This is a genomic window from Stenotrophomonas koreensis (assembly GCF_001431525.1).
GTDB lineage: Bacteria > Pseudomonadota > Gammaproteobacteria > Xanthomonadales > Xanthomonadaceae > Stenotrophomonas > Stenotrophomonas koreensis.
In genome coordinates this window covers 21050-42832 of the sequence record NZ_LDJH01000005.1, presented here as the reverse complement: position 1 = coordinate 42832, position 21783 = coordinate 21050, and the positions used below count along the sequence as shown (strand labels likewise).

Here is a 21783-nt window from a genome sequence, read left to right as displayed (position 1 = left end):
AACGATTCAATCCTCAGCAATCCGTGGCCGGGTGCACGTTTTGCGCCGCTTGCGGCCATGCCTGCCTGCCCTGCTGGGAAATGAACAGGCCACTGACCGCAGCGGTTTTTCCATGCCGCTACCGCTCAGCGCACCGGCACATCCAGCCGGGTGGCCTCCGAACGCTGCTCGGGGTGGCTGAAATGCCACCACTCCATCGCATACGGCTCAAACCCCTGCGCCTGCATCGCCTGCTGCAACAGGTTCCGGTTGGCGACCTGCGCCGGGGTGACCGCCGGGTGGCCGAGGTTGGCGCGCGGGTCGAAGAAATCAAACGGGGTGCCCATGTCCAGTGGCTGGCAGGCACCGCTGCGGCAATCGAGCAGGGTCAGGTCCACGGTATGCCCCAGGCTGTGCCCGGAGGTGGCCGAGATGTAGCCGTTGAGCAGGTCCGGCTTGTCGATCTGCGGAAAGTAGGCGGCCTTGGCAGCCGGATCGGCCGGGGCATGGGCCCAGCGCACAAAGGCCTGCACCGCGCGCACCGGGCGGTAGCAGTCAAATACCTGCAGGCGGTAGCCCTGCTGCGCCACGGCCTGCTGCACCCGGGCCAGTGCCTGCGCCGCCGGGGCACGCAGGTAACAGCGGTTGGCCTGGTAACCGGGCACCGGCGCGCCGGTGAAGTTGTTGCTGCCCAGGTAACGCATGTCGACCGTGATATCCGGCGCCAGCCCGGCCACATCGACCAGCCCGGCCTCGGCCGCGGTGGTCGGCACGGATCCCGGCCCGGCCAGGACGGACACCGGCAACAGGCTGACGGCCAGCAGCAACGCACAGCGGATTTCCAGACGCATATCCCCTCCCTCGGCACAATAAAAAACGCCCCCGCAATCACGGGGGCGGCGGCGCAATGGTGGCCACAAGCAAAACCTACTCAGAAATCATACTGCAATGCCAGCAGCCACGAGCGACCGCGCGGGTCGGCGATGCGGGTTTCCCAGGCCGCACCGGCGGCGTAGTCGTTCTGGTGGGCGGTGAACGGCGGATCGGTATCGAGCAGGTTGCGCACACCGGCGGTGACCTTGAACTGGTCGATGCCGGTCCAGCTGACCGAGTAGTTGTAGACGGTGTAGCTATCCACTTCCGGGTTCCAGCCGCTGGGGATGTAGGTGCCGTTGCGCACGCTGATCGGCTGCTCGTCCTTGTAGCTGTGGCGGTAGACCTGGGTCAGGGTGTGCGACCAGTCGCCACGGCTCCAGCTCAGGCCCAGGGTGTGCTTCCACTTGATCGGCAGGTTGTAGTAGCGCACATAGTCGCCGACCAGGTTGTCGCTCCACGGCAGGGTCGACAGCCCACGGGTCTTGAAGGTGTCGATGTAGCTGCCGTTGAAGGCCAGCTGCCACTGGCCACCGGCCAGCTCGCCGCGCAGGCTGCTGTCCAGCTCGATGCCGCTGGTCAGGGTGCCGCCGGAGTTGATGTAGCGGCGGTCGATGGCGACCACCTGGCCGGACGCATCCCGGATCCAGTTGGCGGTGAACTGGTCGTAGTTGTCGATCAGCACATCACGCGCGGCGGCGCGGATGGTTTCCAGCCGCTCGATCTCCCACCAGTCCAGCGACAGGTGGAAGCGGTCATTCGGCGCCCACACCGCACCGAAGCTGCGCTGCTTGGACTCTTCCGGCTTCAGGTCGGCCTTGCCGCCGAAGATTTCCACCGGACGGATCACCTCGCAGCCGGCCACGGTCTCGTTGGCACGGCCGCCCGGACAGGAAGCCGGGTCGGCCAGGTCCAGGCCGGCATACTGGCTTTCGGTGACACCGTTGAACAGCTGGTTGAAGCTGGGCACCTTGAAGCCGGTGCTGTAGGCACCGCGGAAGGCCAGCGAATCGATCGGCTGCCACTTGAAGGAGACCTTCGGGTTGGTGGTGCTGCCAAAGCCGTCGTATTCGTCATAGCGGCCGGCCAGGGTCACGTCCAGGCGCTCGTGCAGCGGCAGGTAGAACTCGGCGAATATCGCCTTGACGTCGCGCTTGACCTTGTCCAGCGCGTTGGCATCGTCAAACGGTGCGTTGAAGATCAGCCGCGCGGTTTCACGCGAATCGCCATTGAAGCGGTATTCCTCGCGGCGCAGGTCGATGCCGGTGGCCATCATCACCGCACCACCGGGCAGGTTCAGGCCCAGTTCGCCGGAGAAGGTGGCATCGATCTGGGTCAGGATCGACTCACCGCCGTACAGCGTCACCCCGGCGGCCGAGGCCGCCTCCAGTGCCGCCAGGCCGGCCGGGTCCTGGGCCTCGCCCGGCAGCAGGAACGGGTTGATCAGGCCACTGCCGAGCACGGCACGCAGCTGGTCCATGTAGTGGTAGCCACTGACCAGGGTCGAGGAGGACTCGCTGGAGGCGCGCGAGACGCCGGCGGTGTAGTCCCAACGGCCGATCTGGCCTTCCAGCCCGGCCAGCACGCGGTAGGCGTCGGTCTCGGTCTGGATGCTGCGCGGGCCGCATTCCATACAGCGCCAGCGGTAGGCAATCGGCGCACCGTAGCTCAGCCCGCTGGTGCCGAAGTAACCGGCCAGCGCGTTGTAGACCGCGTCATAGCTGGCGCCGGTAGCCGGGTACCAGCTGTCGCGGCCGAACGCGGTGGCCGCGGTCGAGGTGGACGAGGAGATCTGGTTGGGCTCGAAGGACTTGCGCACCTCCACCTTGGAACCGGTGAACTCGACAAAGGCGGTGTGGTTGTCGGCAAAGGCAAAACTGGCGCGGCCGATGAAGTCCAGGTTCTTCTGCGGCTGCTGGATGATCGCCGCGGCCGGGTAATCCCAGGCACAGGCGTAGCGCGAGGCGGCCGAACCCCAGAGCTGGTGGTCATACGGGCCCATCAGCTCGCCGCCGCTTTCGCAGCCGGCCGCGCCGGGCAGGTCCAGCGGGTTGATCGCGGTCTGCCGCGAGCCGTCCAGCGGATCGATCAGGCCGGCACCGATCAGGCCACCGGCCTGGTTGAACACGGTGGCAAACGGGGTGCCGCGGGTATCGGGCGAGAGGCCGCGCGCGGGCTGGAAGGTGTTGGAGAAATCGCGGTCGGTGCCGCGCAGGATCTCGTTGGACTTCCAGGTCAGCGAGCCGAACACGTTCCAGCCATCGCTGGCCAGGTCGCCGGTACCGGCCAGCAGGTTGGTGGAGTAGATGTTGCCGCCACCGGCCTCGGTGGTGTCGGTGTGCAGGCTGAGCTGGGCACCGCGGTAGTCACTGCGGGTGATGAAGTTGATCACGCCGCCGATGGCATCGGTGCCGTACATCGCCGAGGCGCCGTCACGCAGCACTTCGACCCGCTCGATCGCGGCAAACGGAATGGAATTGAGGTCCACCGCGCGGCCCTTCAGGCCATGGGTGGCCACGCGCCGGCCATTGAGCAGCACCAGGGTGGCGTCGGCGCCCTGGCCACGCAGGTTGGCACCGGAGACACCGTTGTTGCCGCGCTGCTCTTCGGAGACGATGCCGCCGTTGGAAGCCAGGTTGTCCGAGCCGTTGCCGGCGATGTTCAGGTACATCATCAGCTGCTCGGCCGAGTTGATGCCCTGGGCCTCGATCTGGGCTTTCTGGATCACCGTGATCGGCAAGGCGGCCTCGACATCGGTCCGCTTGATCGCGCTGCCGGTCACCCGCACCTTGTCCAGCGTCTGCGGCTCGCCCCCCGCCTGGGCCAAGGCGAGCGTCGGGGTCATCATGCAGGCCACCGCGATGGCCATGCCCAGCTTGTTCAACGTCATCGTTCTCTCCTGATCGGCACCAGGGCCACCGGCACAGCGGCAGTCACGATGACCGGCCCGGCTATGCAGCGCCCCCCATTGTCTGGACTTGCAAACTACCTACCCCCTGGCACTGCACTCCTGCCCCACCACGGCCGGCGAGCCTTTGCGTCGGCCCGCTGGCGCCTGCAGCCACAGAAGATGAACCAATGTTTAACACGCAGTTCACAAAATCGTCAACGCAGTGACTTTGGCTTGACACCTGACAGCCAACGCCGTGGCAGTGATCCGCGGCGTCGGCACGGGCGGCTCAGCGCACGGACGGGCAGTCGGCCACCCGTTCAAAGCGCAGGTCCGGATAGTCGTAACTGAAGTCGATGTCCGGATCGATCGCCGACAGCTGCATCGTCGCGGCCCCGCCCTGCCCGTCCAGCTGCAGCCAGGCATCGGCATCCTCTCCGAGGTGGTGCCAGTCCAGCAGCAGGCGCCCACCCAGCTGCTTGACCGTGGCCAGCATCCGCGGCGACCTGGCCGCGGCCCACTGCAGGGTGTCGCCGGCCGGGCACAGGCTCACCTGGCCGAACCACGGGTCGCGGTACAGGCCCTGCGCGGCGACCTGCGCCGGCGGGACCGGGCGTGCGGCCGAGGTATCCGGGCGCACCCGCCCGGCCGCAACCTGCGCCCCGCGCTCGGCATCGAGGCGGTCGGCGTAATGGTTCACGTCCAGCCCGGCGGCCGGTGCGGTCCAGCGCTTGAGCAGGGCCTGCATCAGGGTGGTGCGCGCGGCCTCGCCCTCGCCATTGATCAGGATCACCGCGCCGTTGCGGCGGTCCGGCAGCAGCGCCAGCGACGAATACATGCCCGACAGCGTGCCGGTGTGGGCCACCTTCCACTGCCCGTCCATGTCCGACAGCCGCCAGCCATAGCCATAGGCCAGGAAATGGGTGTTGTCCCAGTCACGCAGACGCTGACTGATCGGCATCGGCATGTGCGCGGTCCACAGCGCACGGCGCTGGCGGGCGTCCAGCCAGCCCGGCGCGTTGCCGGCATCCAGCAAAGCCTGGCTCCAGCGCAGCATGTCATTGACGCTGCAACGCACGCCGCCGGCGGCCATGGAGGGAAAATCGGCCTCCCACTCGCCATCCACGCGCCCCAGCACATTGCCACGCGCCGTGCGGTAATGCGGCTGGGCCACATTGCCCACCTGCGTCGGCGACCAGTCACCGGCCTGGCAGCCGTCCATGCCCAGCGGGGCGAAGACCTCCTGCCGCAGCAGCTGGTTGAAGGGCTTGCCAGCCGCCGCGGCGGCCACTTCACCGGCCACCACATAGAGCAGGTTGTCGTAGGCATAACCGGCGCGGAAGCTGGTCACCGGCTTCAGATGCGCCAGGCCGGCAATGATGTCGGCGCGGTCAAACTGATTGGGCTCGGGCCACAGCATCAGGTCGCCGGCGCCCAGGCCCAGACCGGAGTTGTGGATCAGCAGGTCACGCACCTGCATGTTCTGCGTGACCCAGGGATCGTGCATGGCAAATTGCGGCAGGTGCTTGATCACCGGGTCATCCCAGCGCAGCTTGCCGGCCTGCACCAGCCGCGCCAGCACCGCGGCGGTCATTGCCTTGGTGTTGGAGGCGATCTTGAACAGCGTGTCGGCATCGACCGTGTCCGGCGCATCCACCGCCAGCTGACCGCGGGTGGCGATGTGCACCACCCGGCCATCCTGGATCACGCCGACAGCCATGCCCGGCAGGTCATAGCGGGCCATGGCCTGGTCGACCAGACGGTCGATGTCATCGCCCGGCGCGGGAGTGGCAAAGGCCGCCGGGATACAGGCCAGCAAGGCCAGGCCAAGGAGCGTGCGCTGCATGTGCTTTTTCATCCTTTCACGATTCCACAAAAGACAACGGCCCGCAGGTGCGGGCCGTTGAGGTCACAGCGGGGTGATCAGAAGTTCCAGGTCACCACCAGCTGGGTGTAGCGCGGGGCCTGCCAGTTGGTGGCGGTGCCGAAGGTGTCACGCATGACGCCCGGCTGGCCTTCATAACGCGCCGCGATGTTGGTCACTTCCTGGTCGTTGAGCAGGTTGTAGACCGACAGGCGGGCCTTCAGGTCGATGTGCTCCACCGGCAGGGTCCAGGTGATGGTGGCACCCAGGTTGTAGGTCCACGGCAGGTTGCCGAAGGCACCACGTGCGGAGTACTCGTACTCACGGTTCTGCCACGGGCCGGCGCAGTTGGCCACGCACAGCCAGCCGGTACCACCGCCGCTGCCGGTGCTGGTGTAGCTGGCCACAGCCAGGTTCTCGTCCGGCCAGGTCACACCGAAGGCGGTGATCGGGCCACCGGACATGGCGGTCAGGGTGCCGCCAACGCTCCACATCTCGTTGAACTTGTAGCTGGCGCGCAGCTTGATCTGGTGCTCGCGATCGTTGAACAGCGAACCGTAACGCTGGTTGTTGGCCGGGTGATCCCAGTGCTGGACCATGCCGGTGTCAGCGTAGTTGGTGTCGGAGTTGACCGGGCCTTCGTGGTTGCCTTCGTTCTTGGACCAGATGTAGGAGGCGTTGAAGGCCCACTTGTCATCCCATGCGCGGTCGATCTGGAACTCCAGCGCCTTGTAGGTGCGCTTGGGCTTGAAGTAGCCGATGTTGCGCTCGCTGCCGGTGGTGATGTAACCCTCCTTGGAGGTATCAATCGTCACCCAGCCATCCTGGGCGCAGCCCATGGCCTGGGTGCCCCACAGGGTCAGCTTGTCACCCGGGTTGGCGATCGGCCAAAGGTTGCCATGGCGCACACCACACAGGGCGTTGATGCGCATGTCATCCAGGGCGTTTTCCATCTCGCGGTAGGTCGCCGTGACACCCCACGACCAGGCCTCGTTGATCATCGCCTGGAAGCCCAGGATCGCTTCATCCTGGTACACCGCATCCAGGTCGCGGTCGATGCTCTGGCGCAGGTCGGCCACGGAGATGTTGTAGGAGGTGTCCACCGGGCCGAGCTGGTCGCCCAGCACCGGCGCCAGGTAGGCCGCACCGGTCACCGGGTTGGTCTGCGGGGTCCAGCCATTGAGGGCGTAGTAGCTGCGCTCGTCCTTCAGGCCGCCGGCAAAGTTGTAGCTCAGGATGCTCGGGATCGGCATGTAGTAACGACCGAGGTTGCCGAACAGCTTGGTGGTGCCGTCGCCCTTCATGTCCCAGGAGAAGCCCAGACGCGGCGAGAACAGGTTGTCCTGCTTGGTGAAGGTGGTGCCCACGGTGGTCATGTTCTCGAAGGTGTCCATGCGGACGCCCAGGTTGAGCATGAGGTTCGGGGTGACGCTCCAGTTGTCTTCCAGGTACCAGGCGCTGGCCTTGATGTCGAACTTGCCGCCGTCGGCACGCTCGCGCAGGTAGACCATTTCGGTCACACCGGCCGGCACCACGCTGCCGTTGTCCAGCAGGTCGCCCGGGGTCACACCGTAGATGGTGTGGTACTTGCGGCTGGCACCCGGATAGAAGGTGGTGCGGTCGGTGGTCATCAGCTCGTGGTCCCAGCCGAAACGCAGCTGGTGGTCACCCAGCACCCACTCGAAGTCCAGGCGCTTGGCAACGCGCTCGTCCTCGTGGGCGACCACGGTGCCGCCCGGGTGGCAACCCAGGGTCGGGCTGCCCATGGCGCGGTAGGTGTTGCCCCAGCTGGCGTTGTTGTAGGTGACATAGTCACACAGCGCGTCCTGCGGCGAGCTGTTGTAGCTGCTGGAACGGTTGATGCCGTACATCGCCTTGGCCGAGAAGGTGTCGGTCAGGTGGGCGGTGTAGGTCAGCGAGCCGCTGGTGCCGCCGCTGGAGGCGGTGGAGGTGCTCAGCAGGTCCTTGCCACGCTTGCGCTCGGCAAAGTCGTAGGTGTAGGTCTCGTAATCGGTCTCACCTTCGTCAGAGAAGGCCATCAACTCCAGCATGTGGTTGTTGTTGATGTTCCAGTCCAGCTTGGCGCCCCAGAAGCCGTTGTCCGAACCACTGCCGGTCCAGCGGTCACCGGCATTGTTGGTGGAGCCGCCGTTGTTGTCACGCTGCTCGTACATGGCGAACAGGAACAGCTTGTCCTTGACCAGCGGGCCGGCTGCCCAGACGTTGGTCTTCAGTGCCGAGCTGCGGTTCTGGCTGCTGCGCACGTTGACGCGGCCATCAGCGTAGTAATGATCCTCGGCGCTGGCGCGGCCGGCCTCCGGGGTGAAGGTGACTTCAACGCCGCCTTCCAGTTCGTTGGTGCCCGAACGGCTGACCGCGTTGATCACACCGCCGGTGGAACGGCCGAACTCGGAGGAGTAACCACCGGTCTTGACCTGGAATTCCTTGAAGAAGGCAAACGGCGCAGCCGAGAAGCTCTGGCGCTTGTAGAAGTCGGTGACGTTCAGGCCGTTGATGAAGACCGAGTTCTCGGCCACCGACGAACCGCCGAAGGAAATGCCACCGAAGGAGGCATTGCCCGACACCACGCCCGGCGCCAGCAGGGCCACCGAAGACATGTCCTGGGCCACCGGCATGCGGGCCAGTTCTTCACGGTTGACGTTGAAGGAGGACTCGGTGGAGTAGACGTCGACGCGGTTGATCACGCGGGCGCCGGTGACCTGCACCGCATCCAGGGTCTGCGCGCTGCTGTCGGCGCTGTTGACCAGGTTGACGGTGGTGGTACCACCGAGCGGCACCGAGACACGGGCCATTTCCTCGTTGGCCAGCTTGACGCTGTACTCACCGACCGGCAGCTGGGCCAGGCGGTAGCTGCCATCGGCACCCGCGGTAACGGTACGAGTCAGGCCAGTGGCGGTGTTGATGATGGTGATCTGGTCACCGGCATTGGCACGGCCTGCCACCGCGCCGGTGGCGCTCTGGGCAAAGGCGGTCGGTGCCATCGAGCCCAGACAGGCGCCCAGTGCCACGCACAACGCGGCGCGCTTGAAAATCTTGCGGTTCATTCCCTGCTCTCTCCTGCAGTGATTTGTCACGATTGGTGATCTGCCCAGTAGGCGATGTCCACGCATCGCCACCGATCAGCTGGAATGAGCGAGCATGCCGCGCCGCGCCCCTTGCCGGTGGTGGGTGTTGCTGTCATTGCCCAACCCGTCCCTGGGCCAATGCAGGACACCGTTGGCCTCGGCAGCGCGCGGTTGTCGCACTGGCTGCCGGTGGCATGACCATGGTGTTCCGCCGCTGGCCCGTCATGAAACATTCATAATGACCAGCAGTCGCTATGTACCACGCGCCCCGGACCAGGTCAATAATTTATTCTTGCACTTCTGGGCCAAAGGAATAACTATTCCAAGCCAGCCCGTCGTATTGCCGAGGATTCCTGATGTCCGTCCGCCTCCCCGTTTTGCCTGCCGCCGCCCTGCGCCGGCTGCCGCTGCTGCTGGCAACCGCGCTGCTGCTGGGCAGCAGCCTGCCCGCCGTCAGCGCCCCGCGCGCGCTGGCCGCGCAGGACCATGCCGCCGTGGTCGGGCTGCGCGAGGACTACCTGGCGGCCAGCTACTGGATCGATCGCCTGGCGCAGCCGGATGCGCTGATCCTGGACCGCGCCGAGATCGCCGCGCAGAACGCGAAGATGCGTGCGCTGGACCCGTCCATCCATGACCTGCGCGCGATCCCGGCCACCCTCAAGCGCGACTGGGTGCGCCAGCAGATCGAGGGCCTGGCCGGCGCGCCGACCCGCACCCTGTACGGGCAGGACGGCCAGCCGGTCAGCGCCGGGGTGATCGCCTCCACCCTGGCCAGCCGTAACCTGGACGGCATTGCCGCCAGCGCCCCGGCCCGTCATGGCCTGGTCGTGCACCGCGCCGACCTGCGCACCTTCCCGACCACCCTGCGGGTGTTCAACAGCGCCGGCGATACCGATATTGACCGCTGGCAGGAATCGGCACTGTTCCCCGGCGATGCGGTGGTGGTGCTGCATGAGAGCGCCGATGGCCAGTGGTATTTCGTGGCCAGCGAGCGCTACCAGGCCTGGGTGGAGAAAAAGCACATCGGCATCGGCGATGCGGCTACCGTGTTCGGCTACGGCCAGGGCGATGATTACCGTGTTGTCACCGGCGCCACCGCCCGCACCGTGCACACCCCCGAAGAACCGCGCGTGTCCAACCTGCAACTGGACATGGGGGTGAAGGTGCCGGTGCTGGCCAACTGGCCGGCCGCGCAGAACATCAACGGCCAGCAGTCCCATGCCCACTGGGTGATCCAGCTGCCGGTACGCAATGACGATGGCTCGCTGGCGCTGGTGCCGGCACTGCTGCCGCGTTCGGCCGATACATCCGCCGACTACCTGCCACTGACCGGACGCAACCTGCTCACCCAGGCCTTCAAGTTCCTCGGCGAGCGCTACGGCTGGGGCCACAGCTACGACACCCGTGACTGCTCGGGCTTTGTCTCGGAGATCTACCGCAGCTTCGGCATCGTGCTGCCGCGCAACACCTCCAGCCAGGGCATCAGCCCGGCGCTGGACCGGATTGCCTTTGACGCCGGCAGCACCACCGCCCAGCGCCAGGCGGCCGTCGCCGGCCTGCAGCCGGGCGACCTGGTCTACATCCCGGGCCACGTGATGATGACCATCGGCACCGCCGACGGCCTGACCTGGATGATCCACGACACCAACGGCGGCAGTTTCCTGGGCCTGGACGGCAAGCGCGTGTCGGCCCAGCTCAATGGCGTTTCGGTGACCCCGCTGGAGCCGATGCTGGCCAGCGACACCGCCACCTACGTCGACCGCATGACCAACATCCAACGCATCCGCAACACCGGCAAACAATGAAAATCACCGAGATCCGCCTGGGCATGCTGCGCGTGCCGCTGAAGACCCCGTTCAAGACCGCCCTGCGCACGGTGGACACCGTGCACGACGTGGTCGTGCAGATCCACACCGACAGCGGCCACATCGGCTGGGGCGAGGCCCCGGCCACCGCGGTGATCACCGGTGACACCCATGGCTCGATCATCGAGGCCATCGCCACCTGCATCGGCCCGCGCCTGATCGGTCGCGAGGTCGCCGACCTCAACCGCAACTGCACCCTGGTGCAGGGCGCGATGATCCACAACACCAGTGCCAAGGCCGCGGTGGAGATCGCTCTGTATGACCTGTGGGCACAGCTGCACAACGCCCCGCTCTACCAGATGCTGGGCGGCGGCGAACCGGTGATCACCTCCGACATCACCATCAGCGTGGACCACATCGACAAGATGGTGGCCGATTCGCTCTCGGCGCTGGAGCGCGGCTTTGAATCGCTGAAGATCAAGGTCGGCAAGGACATCGGCCTGGACATCGAGCGGGTCAAGGCGATCCATGCTGCGGTCGATGGCCGCGCCCTGCTGCGCCTGGACGCCAACCAGGGCTGGACCGCCAAGCAGGCGGTATTTGCGATGACCGCGCTGGAAAATGCCGGGGTCGAGCTGGAGCTGCTCGAACAGCCGGTCAAGGCCGATGACATCGCCGGGCTGAAGTACGTCACCGACCGCGTCAACACCCCGGTGATGGCCGATGAAAGCGCCTTCAGCCCGCTGCAGGCGATCGACCTGATCCAGCAGCGCGCCGCCGACATCATCAACATCAAGCTGATGAAGACCGGCGGCCTGTCCAACGCGATCAAGGTGGCCGACATCGCCGCGCTGCACGGGGTACCGTGCATGATCGGCTGCATGCTCGAGTCCTCGATCTCGGTGGCTGCCGCGGTGCACCTGGCGGTGGCCAAGAGCGATGTGATCAGCAAGGTTGACCTCGACGGCCCCTCGCTGTGCGCCTTCAACCCGGTCACCGGCGGGGTCAACTTCAACGAGTCGGAAATCACCATTTCCGATGCGCCGGGCCTGGGCATCGTGCAGGTGGATGCGCTGGAGATGCTGTCTGCGTAAACCCCCTCCCAACGGCGGCCTGAAGGTCGCCGTTTCTGGTTCTGCGAAAGGAGTTGCAGCATGGCCCCACTGACCCGCATTGCCGCCGAACGCGAACGCATGTCCGCCATCGAACGGCGGATCGCGGACTTCATCTGCGACAACGCCCACCTGCTGCGCGACTACTCCTCCCAGCAGCTGGCCAATGCACTGGGCATCAGCCAGTCCTCGGTGGTCAAGTTCAGCCAGAAATTCGGCTATCGCGGCTATCCGGACCTGAAGTTTTCCATCGGCATGGCGGTAGCCCGCCACAGTGGCGACAGCCCGCCACTGGATGAGGACGCATCCATGGCCGCGCCCACAGATGCCGCGCAGGCAGCACTGCTGGAGCTGGTCCAGCTGCGCCAGGCCGCACAGCAGCAGACCCAGCTGACCAACCCGTTGTCGACCCTGCAGCAGGTGGTGCGCCTGCTCGACCAGGCGCCGCGGGTCTATGTGCACGGGCTGGGCGATGACGGCATCTATGCCCGCGACCTGGCCATGCGGCTGTCGCTGCAGGGGATCCTGGCCATCCACCATGCCGATGCAATCCTGATGCTGGCCGACCTGTCCACCGTGCGCAGCGGGGATGTGCTGATCGTGCTCAGTGAATTCGGCAAGATGCAGCCGCTGGTGCATATCAGCCGGCAATTCCAGGCCTTGGGCGGCCAGGTCATTTCCATCACCCGGCATACCGCCAACCCGCTGCGCGCCAGCACCGCCACCGCGCTGGCCGTGTGTGCCAATGCCGACGCCCCGCACATGGCACAACTGTTGTACCGTTCATCGCTGCAGTTCCTGCTGGACAGCCTGTTCGTGCTGCTGTGTCACACCAACCCCGAACGCCAGCGTCAGTTGGCAGTGAACCTGGAGCGCGTGGCGCAGCTGATCGATGCCTGAGCAGGACCGCCGGCAACCGCCCTTTTCCTCCCTGTAGCCCAGCCCGACCGCCCACCATGCCCGCAGCCCGCACCGCCCGCCGCTTCCGCCTTTCCGCCCCGGTAAAGGTCCTGCTTGGCTTGATCTTCGGTGCGCTGGTCGGCTTGAGTCTGTCCTCCTGGGACCAGCCGCTGGCCCTGCAGGTGGCCGAATGGGCCCGCCCGGTCGGCCGGCTGTGGCTCAATGCCCTGCAGATGACCGTGGTGCCGCTGGTCACCGCACTGGTGATCATGGGCGTGAACAACGCCAGCAATGCGGCCTCCTCCGGCCGTGCGGCGCGCAATGCGATCATCGTGTTCGGCGTGCTGCTGGTGGCGGCGGCCAGTTTTGCCGCCGTGGCCACTCCGGCGCTGCTGTCACTGATCCCCAACGACCAGCAGACCCTGGAAACCTTCCGCAGCGCGCTGGGCGGGCATGCCAGCAACGCGGTGGCCGCCACCCCGACCCAGTGGATCGCCACGGTGATCCCGAGCAATGCGCTGGCCGCGGCCGCCTCCAGCGCGATGCTGCCGCTGGTGGTGTTTGCGCTGTTCTTCGGCTTTGCCCTGAGCCGCCAGGAGGCCGAGCGCCGTGAGCGCCTGCTCGGCCTGATCAGCATCATCGCCGACACCATGATCACCATCATCCGCTGGGTGTTGTGGGCCGCCCCGCTGGGCGTGTTCGCGCTGGTGCTGGTGGTCTGCGCCGAAGTCGGCATCAGCGTGCTGGGGGTGTTTGGCTGGTACATCCTGGTGATGTGCACGGTGTACATCCTGGTGACCCTGCTGCTGTACCTGGTCGCCAGCCTGGTGGCGCGCGAGAACCTGCGCCGTTTTGCCAGTGCGCTGTTGCCGGTACAGCTGATTGCCGGCAGCACCCAGTCCTCGCTGGCCTCGCTGCCGTCGATGATCGACAGCGCGCGCAACCGCCTGGGTTACCCGGCAGCACTGACCTCGCTGATGCTGCCGATGGCGGTATCGCTGTTCCGGGTCACCAGCCCGGCGCAGTACATCGCCGTGGCCAGCTTCATCGCCTGGCTGTACGGCATCGACCTGGGCTTTTCGCAATACGCGGTGGCCGTGCTGCTGGCCGCGGCGATCAGCATGGGTTCCACCGGCCTGCCCGGCCAGGCCAACTTCCTGACCAACAACCTGCCGGTGACCCAGAGCCTGGGCCTGCCGGTGGAGCCGCTGGGCGTACTGCTGGCCATGGACACCATCCCGGATGTGTTCTGCACCGTGGGCAATGTCACCGGGCACATGACCGCCACCGCCGTCATCGCCCGCCACGAAGGCGGCAACGGGCAGAGCGACAACCCGGCCTGAGACCCGCCCCACCCAGCGCTGCCGTGCTGGCCGCAGCGGCGCCAGGCGTGGGTGCGCCACAGCGGCGCAGGCAACCGCCTGCGCGCCCGAGTGCCGCCCAAGCCTGCACGGCTTGGGAAACCGCCTGCTTATGCTGTAAAAAAACCCCACTACGATTGCCTGAAGGGAAACGTCATGACCCGCACCCTCGCCCTTTCCATCGCCCTGGCACTGCTGCCGCTGGGCGCCTGCGCGCAAACCCCGGATCCGGCCGCCGACGCGGCGGTGCAGGCCGACAACTGGCCGTTCACGGCCACCGAGGTGGCGCGTTTTGCCGCCCCCTGGGCGATGACCTTCCTGCCCGATGGCCGTGCCCTGGTCACCGAAAAGGCCGGCGTGCTCAAGCTCACCGATGTGGCCAGCGGGCAGTCCCTTGATGTGGCCGGCGTGCCGGCGGTGGCCTTTGGCGGCCAGGGCGGCCTGGGCGATGTGATCACCCACCCGGACTTTGCCGGCAACCGGCTGGTCTACCTGAGCTATGCCGAGGAAGGGGCCGATGACACCCGCGGCGCGGCGGTGGCCCGCGCACGCCTGGTCGAGGGTGGCAACGGCCCGGCACTGGAAGGGCTGGAGGTGATCTGGCGTCAGGTGCCCTACACCACCGGCCGCGGCCACTACGGCCACCGCCTGGCCTTCGGTCCGGACGGCAAACTGTGGATCAGCTCCTCCGAGCGTCAGAAGTTCGACCCGGCCCAGGACATGGCCTCCAACCTGGGCAAGATCATCCGCCTCAATGACGACGGCTCGGTGCCGGCCGACAACCCGTTCGCCGACCAGCCCAGCCCCACCAACCAGATCTGGTCGCTGGGCCACCGTTCGGTACTGGGCATCGCCTTTGATGGCAACGGCCAGCTGTGGGAACACGAGATGGGCCCGAAGGGCGGCGACGAGCTCAATCGCATCGTCAAGGGCGGCAACTACGGCTATCCGCTGGTCTCCAACGGCGACCACTACGACGGCCGGGTGATCCCCGACCACGACACCCGCCCGGAATTCATCGCCCCCACCGTGACCTGGCGTTCGGTGATCAGTCCGGCCGGCTTCATCATCTACAACGGCAGCGCCTTCCCGCAGTGGCAGGGCTCGGGCTTCATCGGCGGGCTGTCGTCCAAGTCACTGGTACGGGTGGCCTTTGACGGCCAAACCGCGCGCGAGGCCGAGCGCTTTGCGATGGGCGAGCGCATCCGCGAGGTCGAACAGGGCCCGGACGGCGCGATCTGGCTGCTGCAGGACGGCGACGCCGGCCGCCTGCTCAAGCTCAGCCCCAAGTGAGAAACGAGAAACGAGGGAAGAGGAGTGAGGAACGAGAGGGCAAGCGGTTAGCCGTGACCGTCTTGCCTTAAGCGGATTTCCACAACACAACAGGCCGGGCATTGCCCGGCCTGTTGTTTATCCAGAAGTGAAAAGCCTCAGCCGACAGGACGCCGCCTTTGCCATCTCTCTCTGCTCACTCCTCTCCCCTCTTTTCTCGCTCGTGCATGAACATCGCATCGGAGGATTGCTGGAACACGCGCAGGCCGAACTCGGGCAGGATCGCCAGCAGGTGGTCGAAGATGTCCGACTGGGTGGCCTCGTACTCGCCCCAGGCGGTGGAGGCGGTGAAGCAGTAGATCTCCAGCGGCAGGCCATGTTCGGTCGGTGCCAGCTGGCGCACCAACAGGGTCATGTCCTGGTTGATCCGCGGATGGCTGCGCAGATAGCGCTCGACATAGGCGCGGAAGGTACCCAGGTTGGTCAACCGGCGGGCATTGACCGGCTCCGGATGCTGCTGGGCCATCTGCGTATTCCACTGCGTCAGCTCTTCGCGCTTGCTGGCCAGGTAGTCATCGAGCAACGCGAACTGGTAGATGCGCGGGCGCAGTTCATCATCCAGGAAACGCACGCTGTGCTGGTCCAGGTACAGCGAACGCTTGATCCGGCGGCCACCGGACTCCTGCATGCCGCGCCAGTTCTTGAACGAATCGGTGACCAGTTTTTTGGTCGGGATCGTGGTGACGGTCTTGTCCCAGTTCTGCACGGTGACCGTATGCAGGGCGATGTCGATCACATCACCATCGGCGTTCTGGCTGGGCATCTCGATCCAGTCACCGATGCGCACGCGGCCATCGCCACTGATCTGCACACTGGCCACCAGCGACAGGATGGTGTCCTGGAAGATCAGCATGAACACGGCGGTGGCCGCGCCCAGGCCGGTGAGCACGTGCAGCAGTTTGACCCCGGCCAGGGTGGCCACAATCGACAGCCCGGCCAGTACATAGACCACGATCTTGGCCACCTGCAGGTAACCCTTGATCGGCTTGTTGCGCGCATCCGGCCGCCGCTCGTAGAACGTGTTGAACACATCCAGCGCATGCGCCACCGCCAGGGCGATGGTCAGCACGGTCCAGGCATGGCACAGTGCCTGCAGCCCCTTGACCAGGCCTGGCGGCAACTCCGGCACCACCGCAAGCCCGGCGGCGATCACCACCGACGGCACGATGTTGGCCAGCCGTGCAATCACCCGCAGTGGCTGCTTGCCGTTGTGGCCAGGGCCGGAGAAACGCTCGATCATCTTGCGCAAGCCACGCAACAGGATCCGCTTGGTGATGAAATTGGCCAGCCAGGCCACGGCAATCAGGGCCAGCAGCACGCTGGCCGGCCAGGCCATCGGCCATGGCTGCAGGGTCTGCTGGAGAGAATCAAGCCAAGGCAGGCTGAGCATGGGCGGTGGTGTGGTCATGGTGTTCCTTGTTGCTTGCGTTGATGCGGGTCAGGCCGGCTGGCGGCTGCGTTCGATGATCACCCCGACCGCGCGCGCGCCACGCACCGCGCCGGGCTTGGACAGTTTCAGGCGCAGCCACTGCACGCCGAACTCGTCCAGCACGATCGCCGCGCAACGCTCGGCCAGGGTTTCCACCAGGCCAAAATCGCTGCTGCCGACAAACTCGATCAGGCGCTTGCTGACCGCCTTGTAGTTGAGGGTGTGTTCGATGTTGTCGCTGGCCGCCGGACGGCGGTTGTCAAAGCCCATTTCCAGATCGAACACCAGGGTCTGGCGAATCCGCCGTTCCCAGTCGTAGATGCCGATCAGCGCCGGGATTTCCAGCCCTTCGATGAATACCTTGTCCATAGCCAATGCGGTCATTTGAAAATCCTTGGTTCAAAGAGCGGTTCAGACCGCCGGCAGGGTGCCCATGTCCCAGCGCGGGGTGACCGCGATGGCTTCGTCGGCATTGTGCTGGCCGGCCTGCAGCCGCAGCGCGCCGGCGAAGGCGATCATCGCGCCGTTGTCGGTGCACAGCGCCGGCGGCGGAAAACAGACCCGGCCACCGCGTTGTTGCGCCATGGCCTGCAATTTTTCACGCAGACGCTTGTTGGCCCCGACCCCGCCGGCAACGATCAGGGTGTCGCAGCCGGCTGCGTCCAGCGCGCGCGCGCACTTGATGACCAGGGTATCGACCACCGCGTCTTCAAAACCACGGGCGATGTCGGCACGGGTCTGTGCGCTCTGGTCGCTGTCGCGCCAGGCCAGCAGCACCTGGGTCTTCAGCCCGGAGAAGCTGAAATCCAGCCCCGGGCGGTCGGTCATCGGGCGGGCAAACCGGTACGTGCCCGGCGTACCCGCCTCGGCCAGTGCGGCCAGCTGCGGCCCGCCCGGATACGGCAGGCCCATCAGCTTGGCGGTCTTGTCAAAGGCCTCGCCGGCCGCGTCATCCAGGGTTTCGCCGAGCAGGCGGTACTGGCCGATGCGCTCCACCGCCACCAGCTGGGTATGCCCGCCGGAGACCAGCAAGGCCACGAACGGCGGCTGCGGCGGGTCGGCATCCATCAACGGCGCCAGCAGGTGGCCTTCCATGTGGTGCACACCGATGGCCGGCACCTCCAGTGCCCAGGCCAGCGAACGCGCCACCCCGGCGCCGACCAGCAAAGCACCGACCAGACCGGGACCGGCGGTATAGGCCACCGCGTCGATCTGGTCCACGCCGATGCCGGCTTCTTCCAGTGTCTGCCGGATCAACGGCAGGGTCTTGCGCACATGGTCGCGGCTGGCCAGTTCAGGCACCACACCACCGTACTGGGCATGCAGCGCAATCTGGCTGTAGACCGCATGCGCGCGCAGCGCAGCGGGGCCATTCAGGGCGGTGTCATACACCGCCACACCGGTTTCGTCGCAAGACGATTCAATACCTAGGACTTTCATGCCCGTCATTGTGAACCGCCTTGGCAGACAAGCCAAACATCGCCGGGCTTGCATGAGCGGCCAAGGCCCCTATAATGGGCGGCTCACCGGGTTTGGCCCGGTCTAATTAAGCCCGGAGATCCCGATCCCATGCCCAGCGTCAAAGTCCGCGAGAACGAACCCTTTGAGTTTGCTCTTCGCCGCTTCAAGCGCACCTGCGAAAAGGCCGGCGTGCTGGCCGAGACCCGCAAGCGCGAATTCTATGAAAAGCCGACCCAGGAACGTAAGCGCAAGGCCGCTGCCGCTGTAAAGCGTCAGATGCGTCGCTCTTCCCGCGACGTCACCAAGCGTCAGCGTCTGTACTGAGTCACGCAACTCCCCCCGGGCCACGCGCTTGCGCAGGGCCAGGAAGGGAGTAAAAGCCGGCCGCGCGCAAGCGTTGCCGGCTTTTTGCGTTTGCCGAATTCCAACCTGAACCCGCGGTCCGTCGCTGACGGCCGCACGCAACGAGGTGCAGCATGAGCCTGAAGCAGAAGCTGATTGATGACATGAAGGCCGCCATGAAGGCGGGCCAGAAAGAAACCCTGGCCGTGATCCGCCTGATCAATGCCGCGATCAAGCAGAAGGAAGTGGACGAACGCATCGAGCTGGACGATGCGGCCGTGATCGCCGTGCTGGACAAGATGGTCAAGCAGCGCAAGGACTCGATCTCCCAGTATGACGCGGCCAACCGCGGCGATCTGGCCGATATCGAGCGCGCCGAAATGGCGGTGATCGAAACCTACCTGCCGGCCAAGATGGACGAGGCAGCGATCGTTGCCGCGATCGAGGCCGCCAAGGCCCAGACCGGCGCCACCAGCCCGGCCGATATCGGCAAGCTGATGGGCATGCTCAAGCCGATGCTGGCCGGCCAGGCCGACATGGGCCTGGTTTCCAGGCTGGTCAAGGCCGCGCTGAACGGCTGATCGCCAGCCCGCAAGCGCCCCCTCGTGCAAGCCGGCCTGCGGGCCGGCTTCACTGTGTATGGCCACGCCAATTGCTGCAATGTGGACCCGGTGGCCAGCCCGCCTGTCATCCATCAAGGACTGCCATGCCCCCATTTACCCCCTTCCTGGAGCGCCTGCGCAACAGCCTGCCCGCTGCCGTCATCCAGCGTTTCCTGCAGGCCGGGGTGCCCGATCTGGCCGCTGCACTGGCCTTCTACACCCTGCTCTCGCTGGCTCCGCTGCTGGTACTGCTGCTGTGGCTGACCGCTTCGCTGTACCCACCCGCCCAGGCCAGCCTGGTGGCACAGATCGGCGACCTGGCCGGCCCGGCCGCCGCCGAGGTCGCCCGCACCGTGCTGGCTAATGCCCAAGCCCAGCCGGATATCGGCTCGCTGGCCGGGGTGATCAGCACCGGCGGCCTGCTGTTTGGCGCCACCCTGGTGTTTGCCCAGCTGCAGGGCGCACTGAACCGCATTTTCCACAGTGAGCAGGCCCGTTTCGATGGCGCCCTGGGCTGGATCAAGCAGCGCATGTTCTCTGCCGGGGTGGTGCTGGCCCTGGGCTTTTTGCTGATCGTGGCGATGGTGGCCAGCACTGCGGTGCAGGTGGCCTTCGCCCAGCTGCCATCGCTGCTGCCGGCCATCGCCAGCCTGACCACCCTGGCCGTGTATGCGGCCGCCTTTGCCTGCCTCTACCACTGGGTGCCCGACCGTCAGGTGCCGTGGAAGCAGGCCTGGCTGGGCGGGGTGATCACCGCCATCCTGTTCACCATCGGCCGCCATGCCATCGGCCTGTACCTGGCCAATGCCGCGCCCGGCAGCGCCTATGGCTCGATGGGTGCCCTGGTCTTGCTGCTGGTCTGGATCTACTACGCCTGCCTGGTGTTCTTTGCCGGGGCCATGGTCACCGCGGTGATCGACGAACGCGCCAGTGCGCGTCGGGCCGGGACTGCCCTGCCGGAGTAAACTGGGCGGCCTGCCTGATGACGAGTGCCCATGGCCCGCCTCCCCGATGCCTTCATCGACGAACTGCTCGCCCGCTCGGACATCGTCGAGGTGGTTGGATCACGCGTGCCACTCAAGCGCAAAGGCAAGGAATACGAGGCGCGTTGCCCGTTCCACGATGAACGCTCGCCCAGCTTCTATGTCTCCCCGACCAAGCAGTTCTACCACTGTTTTGGTTGCGGGGCCCACGGCACCGCGATCAGCTTCTTGATGAATTACGACCGCCTCGAGTTCCTCGATGCGGTGGACGAACTGGCCAAGCGTGCCGGCATGGAGGTGCCGCGTGACCCGAACCCGCGCAGTGCCCAGCAGGCCGATGACAGCCGTGACCTGTATGCCGCGGTGGAAGCGGCCAACCGTTTCTTCATCAAGCAGCTGGAAGGCAGCGACAAGGCCCGCACCTATCTGGACGGCCGTGGTGTCGATGCCAGCGTACGGGCGCAGTTCCAGATCGGCTATGCGCCCGATGGCTACAGCGCACTGAAGGATGCGCTGGGCAAGGACGAGCGGCGGATGAAGCTGCTCGAACGCGCCGGGCTGTTCTCCAGGAATGAACGCGGCCACGTCTACGACAAGTTCCGCGACCGGGTGATGTTTCCGATCTTCGACCGTCGCGGCCGGGTGATTGCCTTCGGCGGCCGGGTGATGGCCAAGGACGACGGCCCCAAGTACCTCAACTCGCCGGAAACGCCGCTGTTCCACAAGGGCCGCGAGCTGTACGGGCTGTGGCAGGTGCGCCAGGCCAACCAGAAGATCGAGCGGCTGGTGGTGGTGGAAGGCTATATGGATGTGCTCAGCCTGTTCCAGTACGGGGTACCGCAGGCGGTGGCCACGCTGGGCACGGCCACCACCCCGGACCATGCCGAGCTGTTGTTCCGCAACGCGCCGGATGTGTATTTCTGCTTTGACGGCGACGCCGCCGGACGCAAGGCCGCCTGGAAGGCGCTGGAATCGGTGATCCCGCGGATGAAGGACGGCCGCCAGGCCTTCTTCCTGTTCCTCCCCGATGGCGAGGACCCGGACACCATCGTGCGCAAGGAAGGCGCCGATGCCTTCAATGCCCGGCTGGCCCAGGCCACGCCGCTGTCGCAATTCTTCTTTGACCAGCTCAGCAGCGATATCAACCTGGCCACCCTCGATGGCCGCGCACGCCTGGCCGAGCGCGCCAAACCGCTGCTGGCGCAGATCCCGGACGGCGCCTTTGGTGATCTGATGCGCCAGCAGCTGGGCCAGCTCACCGGGGTGGGCGGCACCAGCAGTGCCAACGCCAACTTCGTGCCGGCACCGCCGCGCACGCCGGCACGCCCGCCCGCCCAGGGCGACGGTGCACAGAAGCGCTCGCTGGTGCGCGCGGCGGTGGCGCTGCTGCTGCAGCAGCCGGCACTGGCCCAGGCGCTGGATGGCCATCATTTTGCCGGCCTGCGCCAACCCGGGGTGGAACTGCTGATCGAAATGCTGGGCATCATCGATGCCCGCCCGGACATTTCCACCGGCGCGCTGATTGCCCACTTTGAAGGCCGCCAGGAACAGCAATGGCTCAACACCCTGGCCACCCAGACCCTGCCCGGCGATGTGGACAGCTGGCGCCAGGAGCTGCAGGATGCCGTCGCCCAGCTGGAAAAACAGCTGCTGCTGCAGCGTCTGGAGGAACTGCAGGCCAAGGCGCGCGGACAAGGCCTGGATGACACCGACAAATACGAATTGCGCGAGCTGCTCAAGGTCCGCGCCACCCTGCGTTGAGGA

The 21783-nt window shown here is 66.2% G+C and carries 16 protein-coding genes; 9 read left to right on the top strand and 7 right to left on the bottom strand.

All coding sequences use genetic code 11. From position 1 onward, the window contains the following. Window positions 1-125: 125 nt before the first annotated feature. The 4 genes from ABB25_RS01735 to ABB25_RS01720 all read right to left on the bottom strand — a co-directional run bounded on the left by ABB25_RS01735 (window position 126) and on the right by ABB25_RS01720 (window position 8671). Complete coding sequence (locus tag ABB25_RS01735; protein ID WP_057662870.1) at window positions 126-830, bottom strand: M15 family metallopeptidase; 705 nt, start codon at window positions 828-830, stop codon at window positions 126-128. A gap of 80 nt (window positions 831-910) precedes the next feature. Continuing rightward, on the bottom strand, window positions 911-3742 hold the full coding sequence (locus tag ABB25_RS01730; protein WP_057662866.1) for a TonB-dependent receptor domain-containing protein: 2832 nt from the start codon (window positions 3740-3742) through the stop codon (window positions 911-913). Window positions 3743-4031: 289 nt separating this feature from the next. Continuing rightward, window positions 4032-5588 carry a serine hydrolase domain-containing protein gene (locus ABB25_RS01725; RefSeq protein ID WP_057663235.1) on the bottom strand — a complete coding sequence of 519 codons (1557 nt, stop codon included), beginning with the start codon at window positions 5586-5588 and terminating at the stop codon, window positions 4032-4034. Window positions 5589-5665: 77 nt separating this feature from the next. Further along, entirely contained in the window at window positions 5666-8671 is a 3006-nt protein-coding gene (locus tag ABB25_RS01720) for a TonB-dependent receptor (protein WP_057662863.1), read from the bottom strand. Window positions 8672-9048: 377 nt separating this feature from the next. Between ABB25_RS01720 and ABB25_RS01715 the strand changes: the two genes are divergently transcribed. The 5 genes from ABB25_RS01715 (at window position 9049) to ABB25_RS01695 (ending at window position 15163) form a co-directional block, all read left to right on the top strand. Beyond that, window positions 9049-10497, top strand: a complete 1449-nt coding sequence (locus tag ABB25_RS01715; protein ID WP_083488052.1) for a C40 family peptidase — start codon at window positions 9049-9051, stop codon at window positions 10495-10497. Further along, window positions 10494-11591 (top strand): dipeptide epimerase, encoded by a 1098-nt coding sequence (locus ABB25_RS01710; RefSeq protein ID WP_057662860.1) that lies wholly within the window; start codon window positions 10494-10496, stop codon window positions 11589-11591. The genes ABB25_RS01715 and ABB25_RS01710 overlap by 4 nt, the downstream gene beginning before the upstream one ends. Window positions 11592-11651: 60 nt before the next feature. Continuing rightward, window positions 11652-12509, top strand: a complete 858-nt coding sequence (locus ABB25_RS01705) for a MurR/RpiR family transcriptional regulator (protein ID WP_057662857.1) — start codon at window positions 11652-11654, stop codon at window positions 12507-12509. A 56-nt stretch (window positions 12510-12565) separates the two neighbouring features. After that, window positions 12566-13852 carry a dicarboxylate/amino acid:cation symporter gene (locus ABB25_RS01700; RefSeq protein ID WP_057662852.1) on the top strand — a complete coding sequence of 429 codons (1287 nt, stop codon included), beginning with the start codon at window positions 12566-12568 and terminating at the stop codon, window positions 13850-13852. Window positions 13853-14026: 174 nt separating this feature from the next. Next, complete coding sequence (locus ABB25_RS01695; protein WP_057662848.1) at window positions 14027-15163, top strand: PQQ-dependent sugar dehydrogenase; 1137 nt, start codon at window positions 14027-14029, stop codon at window positions 15161-15163. Between the two features lie 175 nt (window positions 15164-15338). Here the strand turns inward: ABB25_RS01695 and ABB25_RS01690 are convergent, their stop codons facing one another. From ABB25_RS01690 to tsaD, 3 genes are read right to left on the bottom strand one after another with little or no spacing between them, the layout of a single operon-like run. Next, window positions 15339-16610 carry a mechanosensitive ion channel family protein gene (locus ABB25_RS01690; protein WP_057662845.1) on the bottom strand — a complete coding sequence of 424 codons (1272 nt, stop codon included), beginning with the start codon at window positions 16608-16610 and terminating at the stop codon, window positions 15339-15341. Between the two features lie 30 nt (window positions 16611-16640). Next, window positions 16641-17000, bottom strand: a complete 360-nt coding sequence (folB, locus tag ABB25_RS01685; RefSeq protein WP_057662843.1) for a dihydroneopterin aldolase — start codon at window positions 16998-17000, stop codon at window positions 16641-16643. A gap of 42 nt (window positions 17001-17042) precedes the next feature. Then, complete coding sequence (gene tsaD, locus ABB25_RS01680) at window positions 17043-18071, bottom strand: tRNA (adenosine(37)-N6)-threonylcarbamoyltransferase complex transferase subunit TsaD (protein WP_057662841.1); 1029 nt, start codon at window positions 18069-18071, stop codon at window positions 17043-17045. A gap of 129 nt (window positions 18072-18200) precedes the next feature. Between tsaD and rpsU the strand changes: the two genes are divergently transcribed. The 4 genes from rpsU (at window position 18201) to dnaG (ending at window position 21780) form a co-directional block, all read left to right on the top strand. Next, window positions 18201-18416, top strand: coding sequence for a 30S ribosomal protein S21 (gene rpsU / locus ABB25_RS01675; RefSeq protein ID WP_057637008.1), 216 nt, complete (start codon window positions 18201-18203; stop codon window positions 18414-18416). Window positions 18417-18568: 152 nt separating this feature from the next. Beyond that, the gene (locus tag ABB25_RS01670; RefSeq protein ID WP_057662838.1) at window positions 18569-19015 is read left to right on the top strand and encodes a GatB/YqeY domain-containing protein; all 447 of its coding nucleotides are present in this window, start codon (window positions 18569-18571) and stop codon (window positions 19013-19015) included. Window positions 19016-19140: 125 nt separating this feature from the next. Beyond that, window positions 19141-20001: a YihY/virulence factor BrkB family protein gene (locus ABB25_RS01665; protein WP_057662835.1), complete on the top strand. Its 861-nt coding sequence runs from the start codon at window positions 19141-19143 to the stop codon at window positions 19999-20001. Between the two features lie 30 nt (window positions 20002-20031). Then, a complete protein-coding gene (dnaG, locus tag ABB25_RS01660; RefSeq protein ID WP_057662831.1) occupies window positions 20032-21780 on the top strand; it encodes a DNA primase in 1749 nt (582 codons plus the stop codon). Window positions 21781-21783 lie beyond the last annotated feature (3 nt).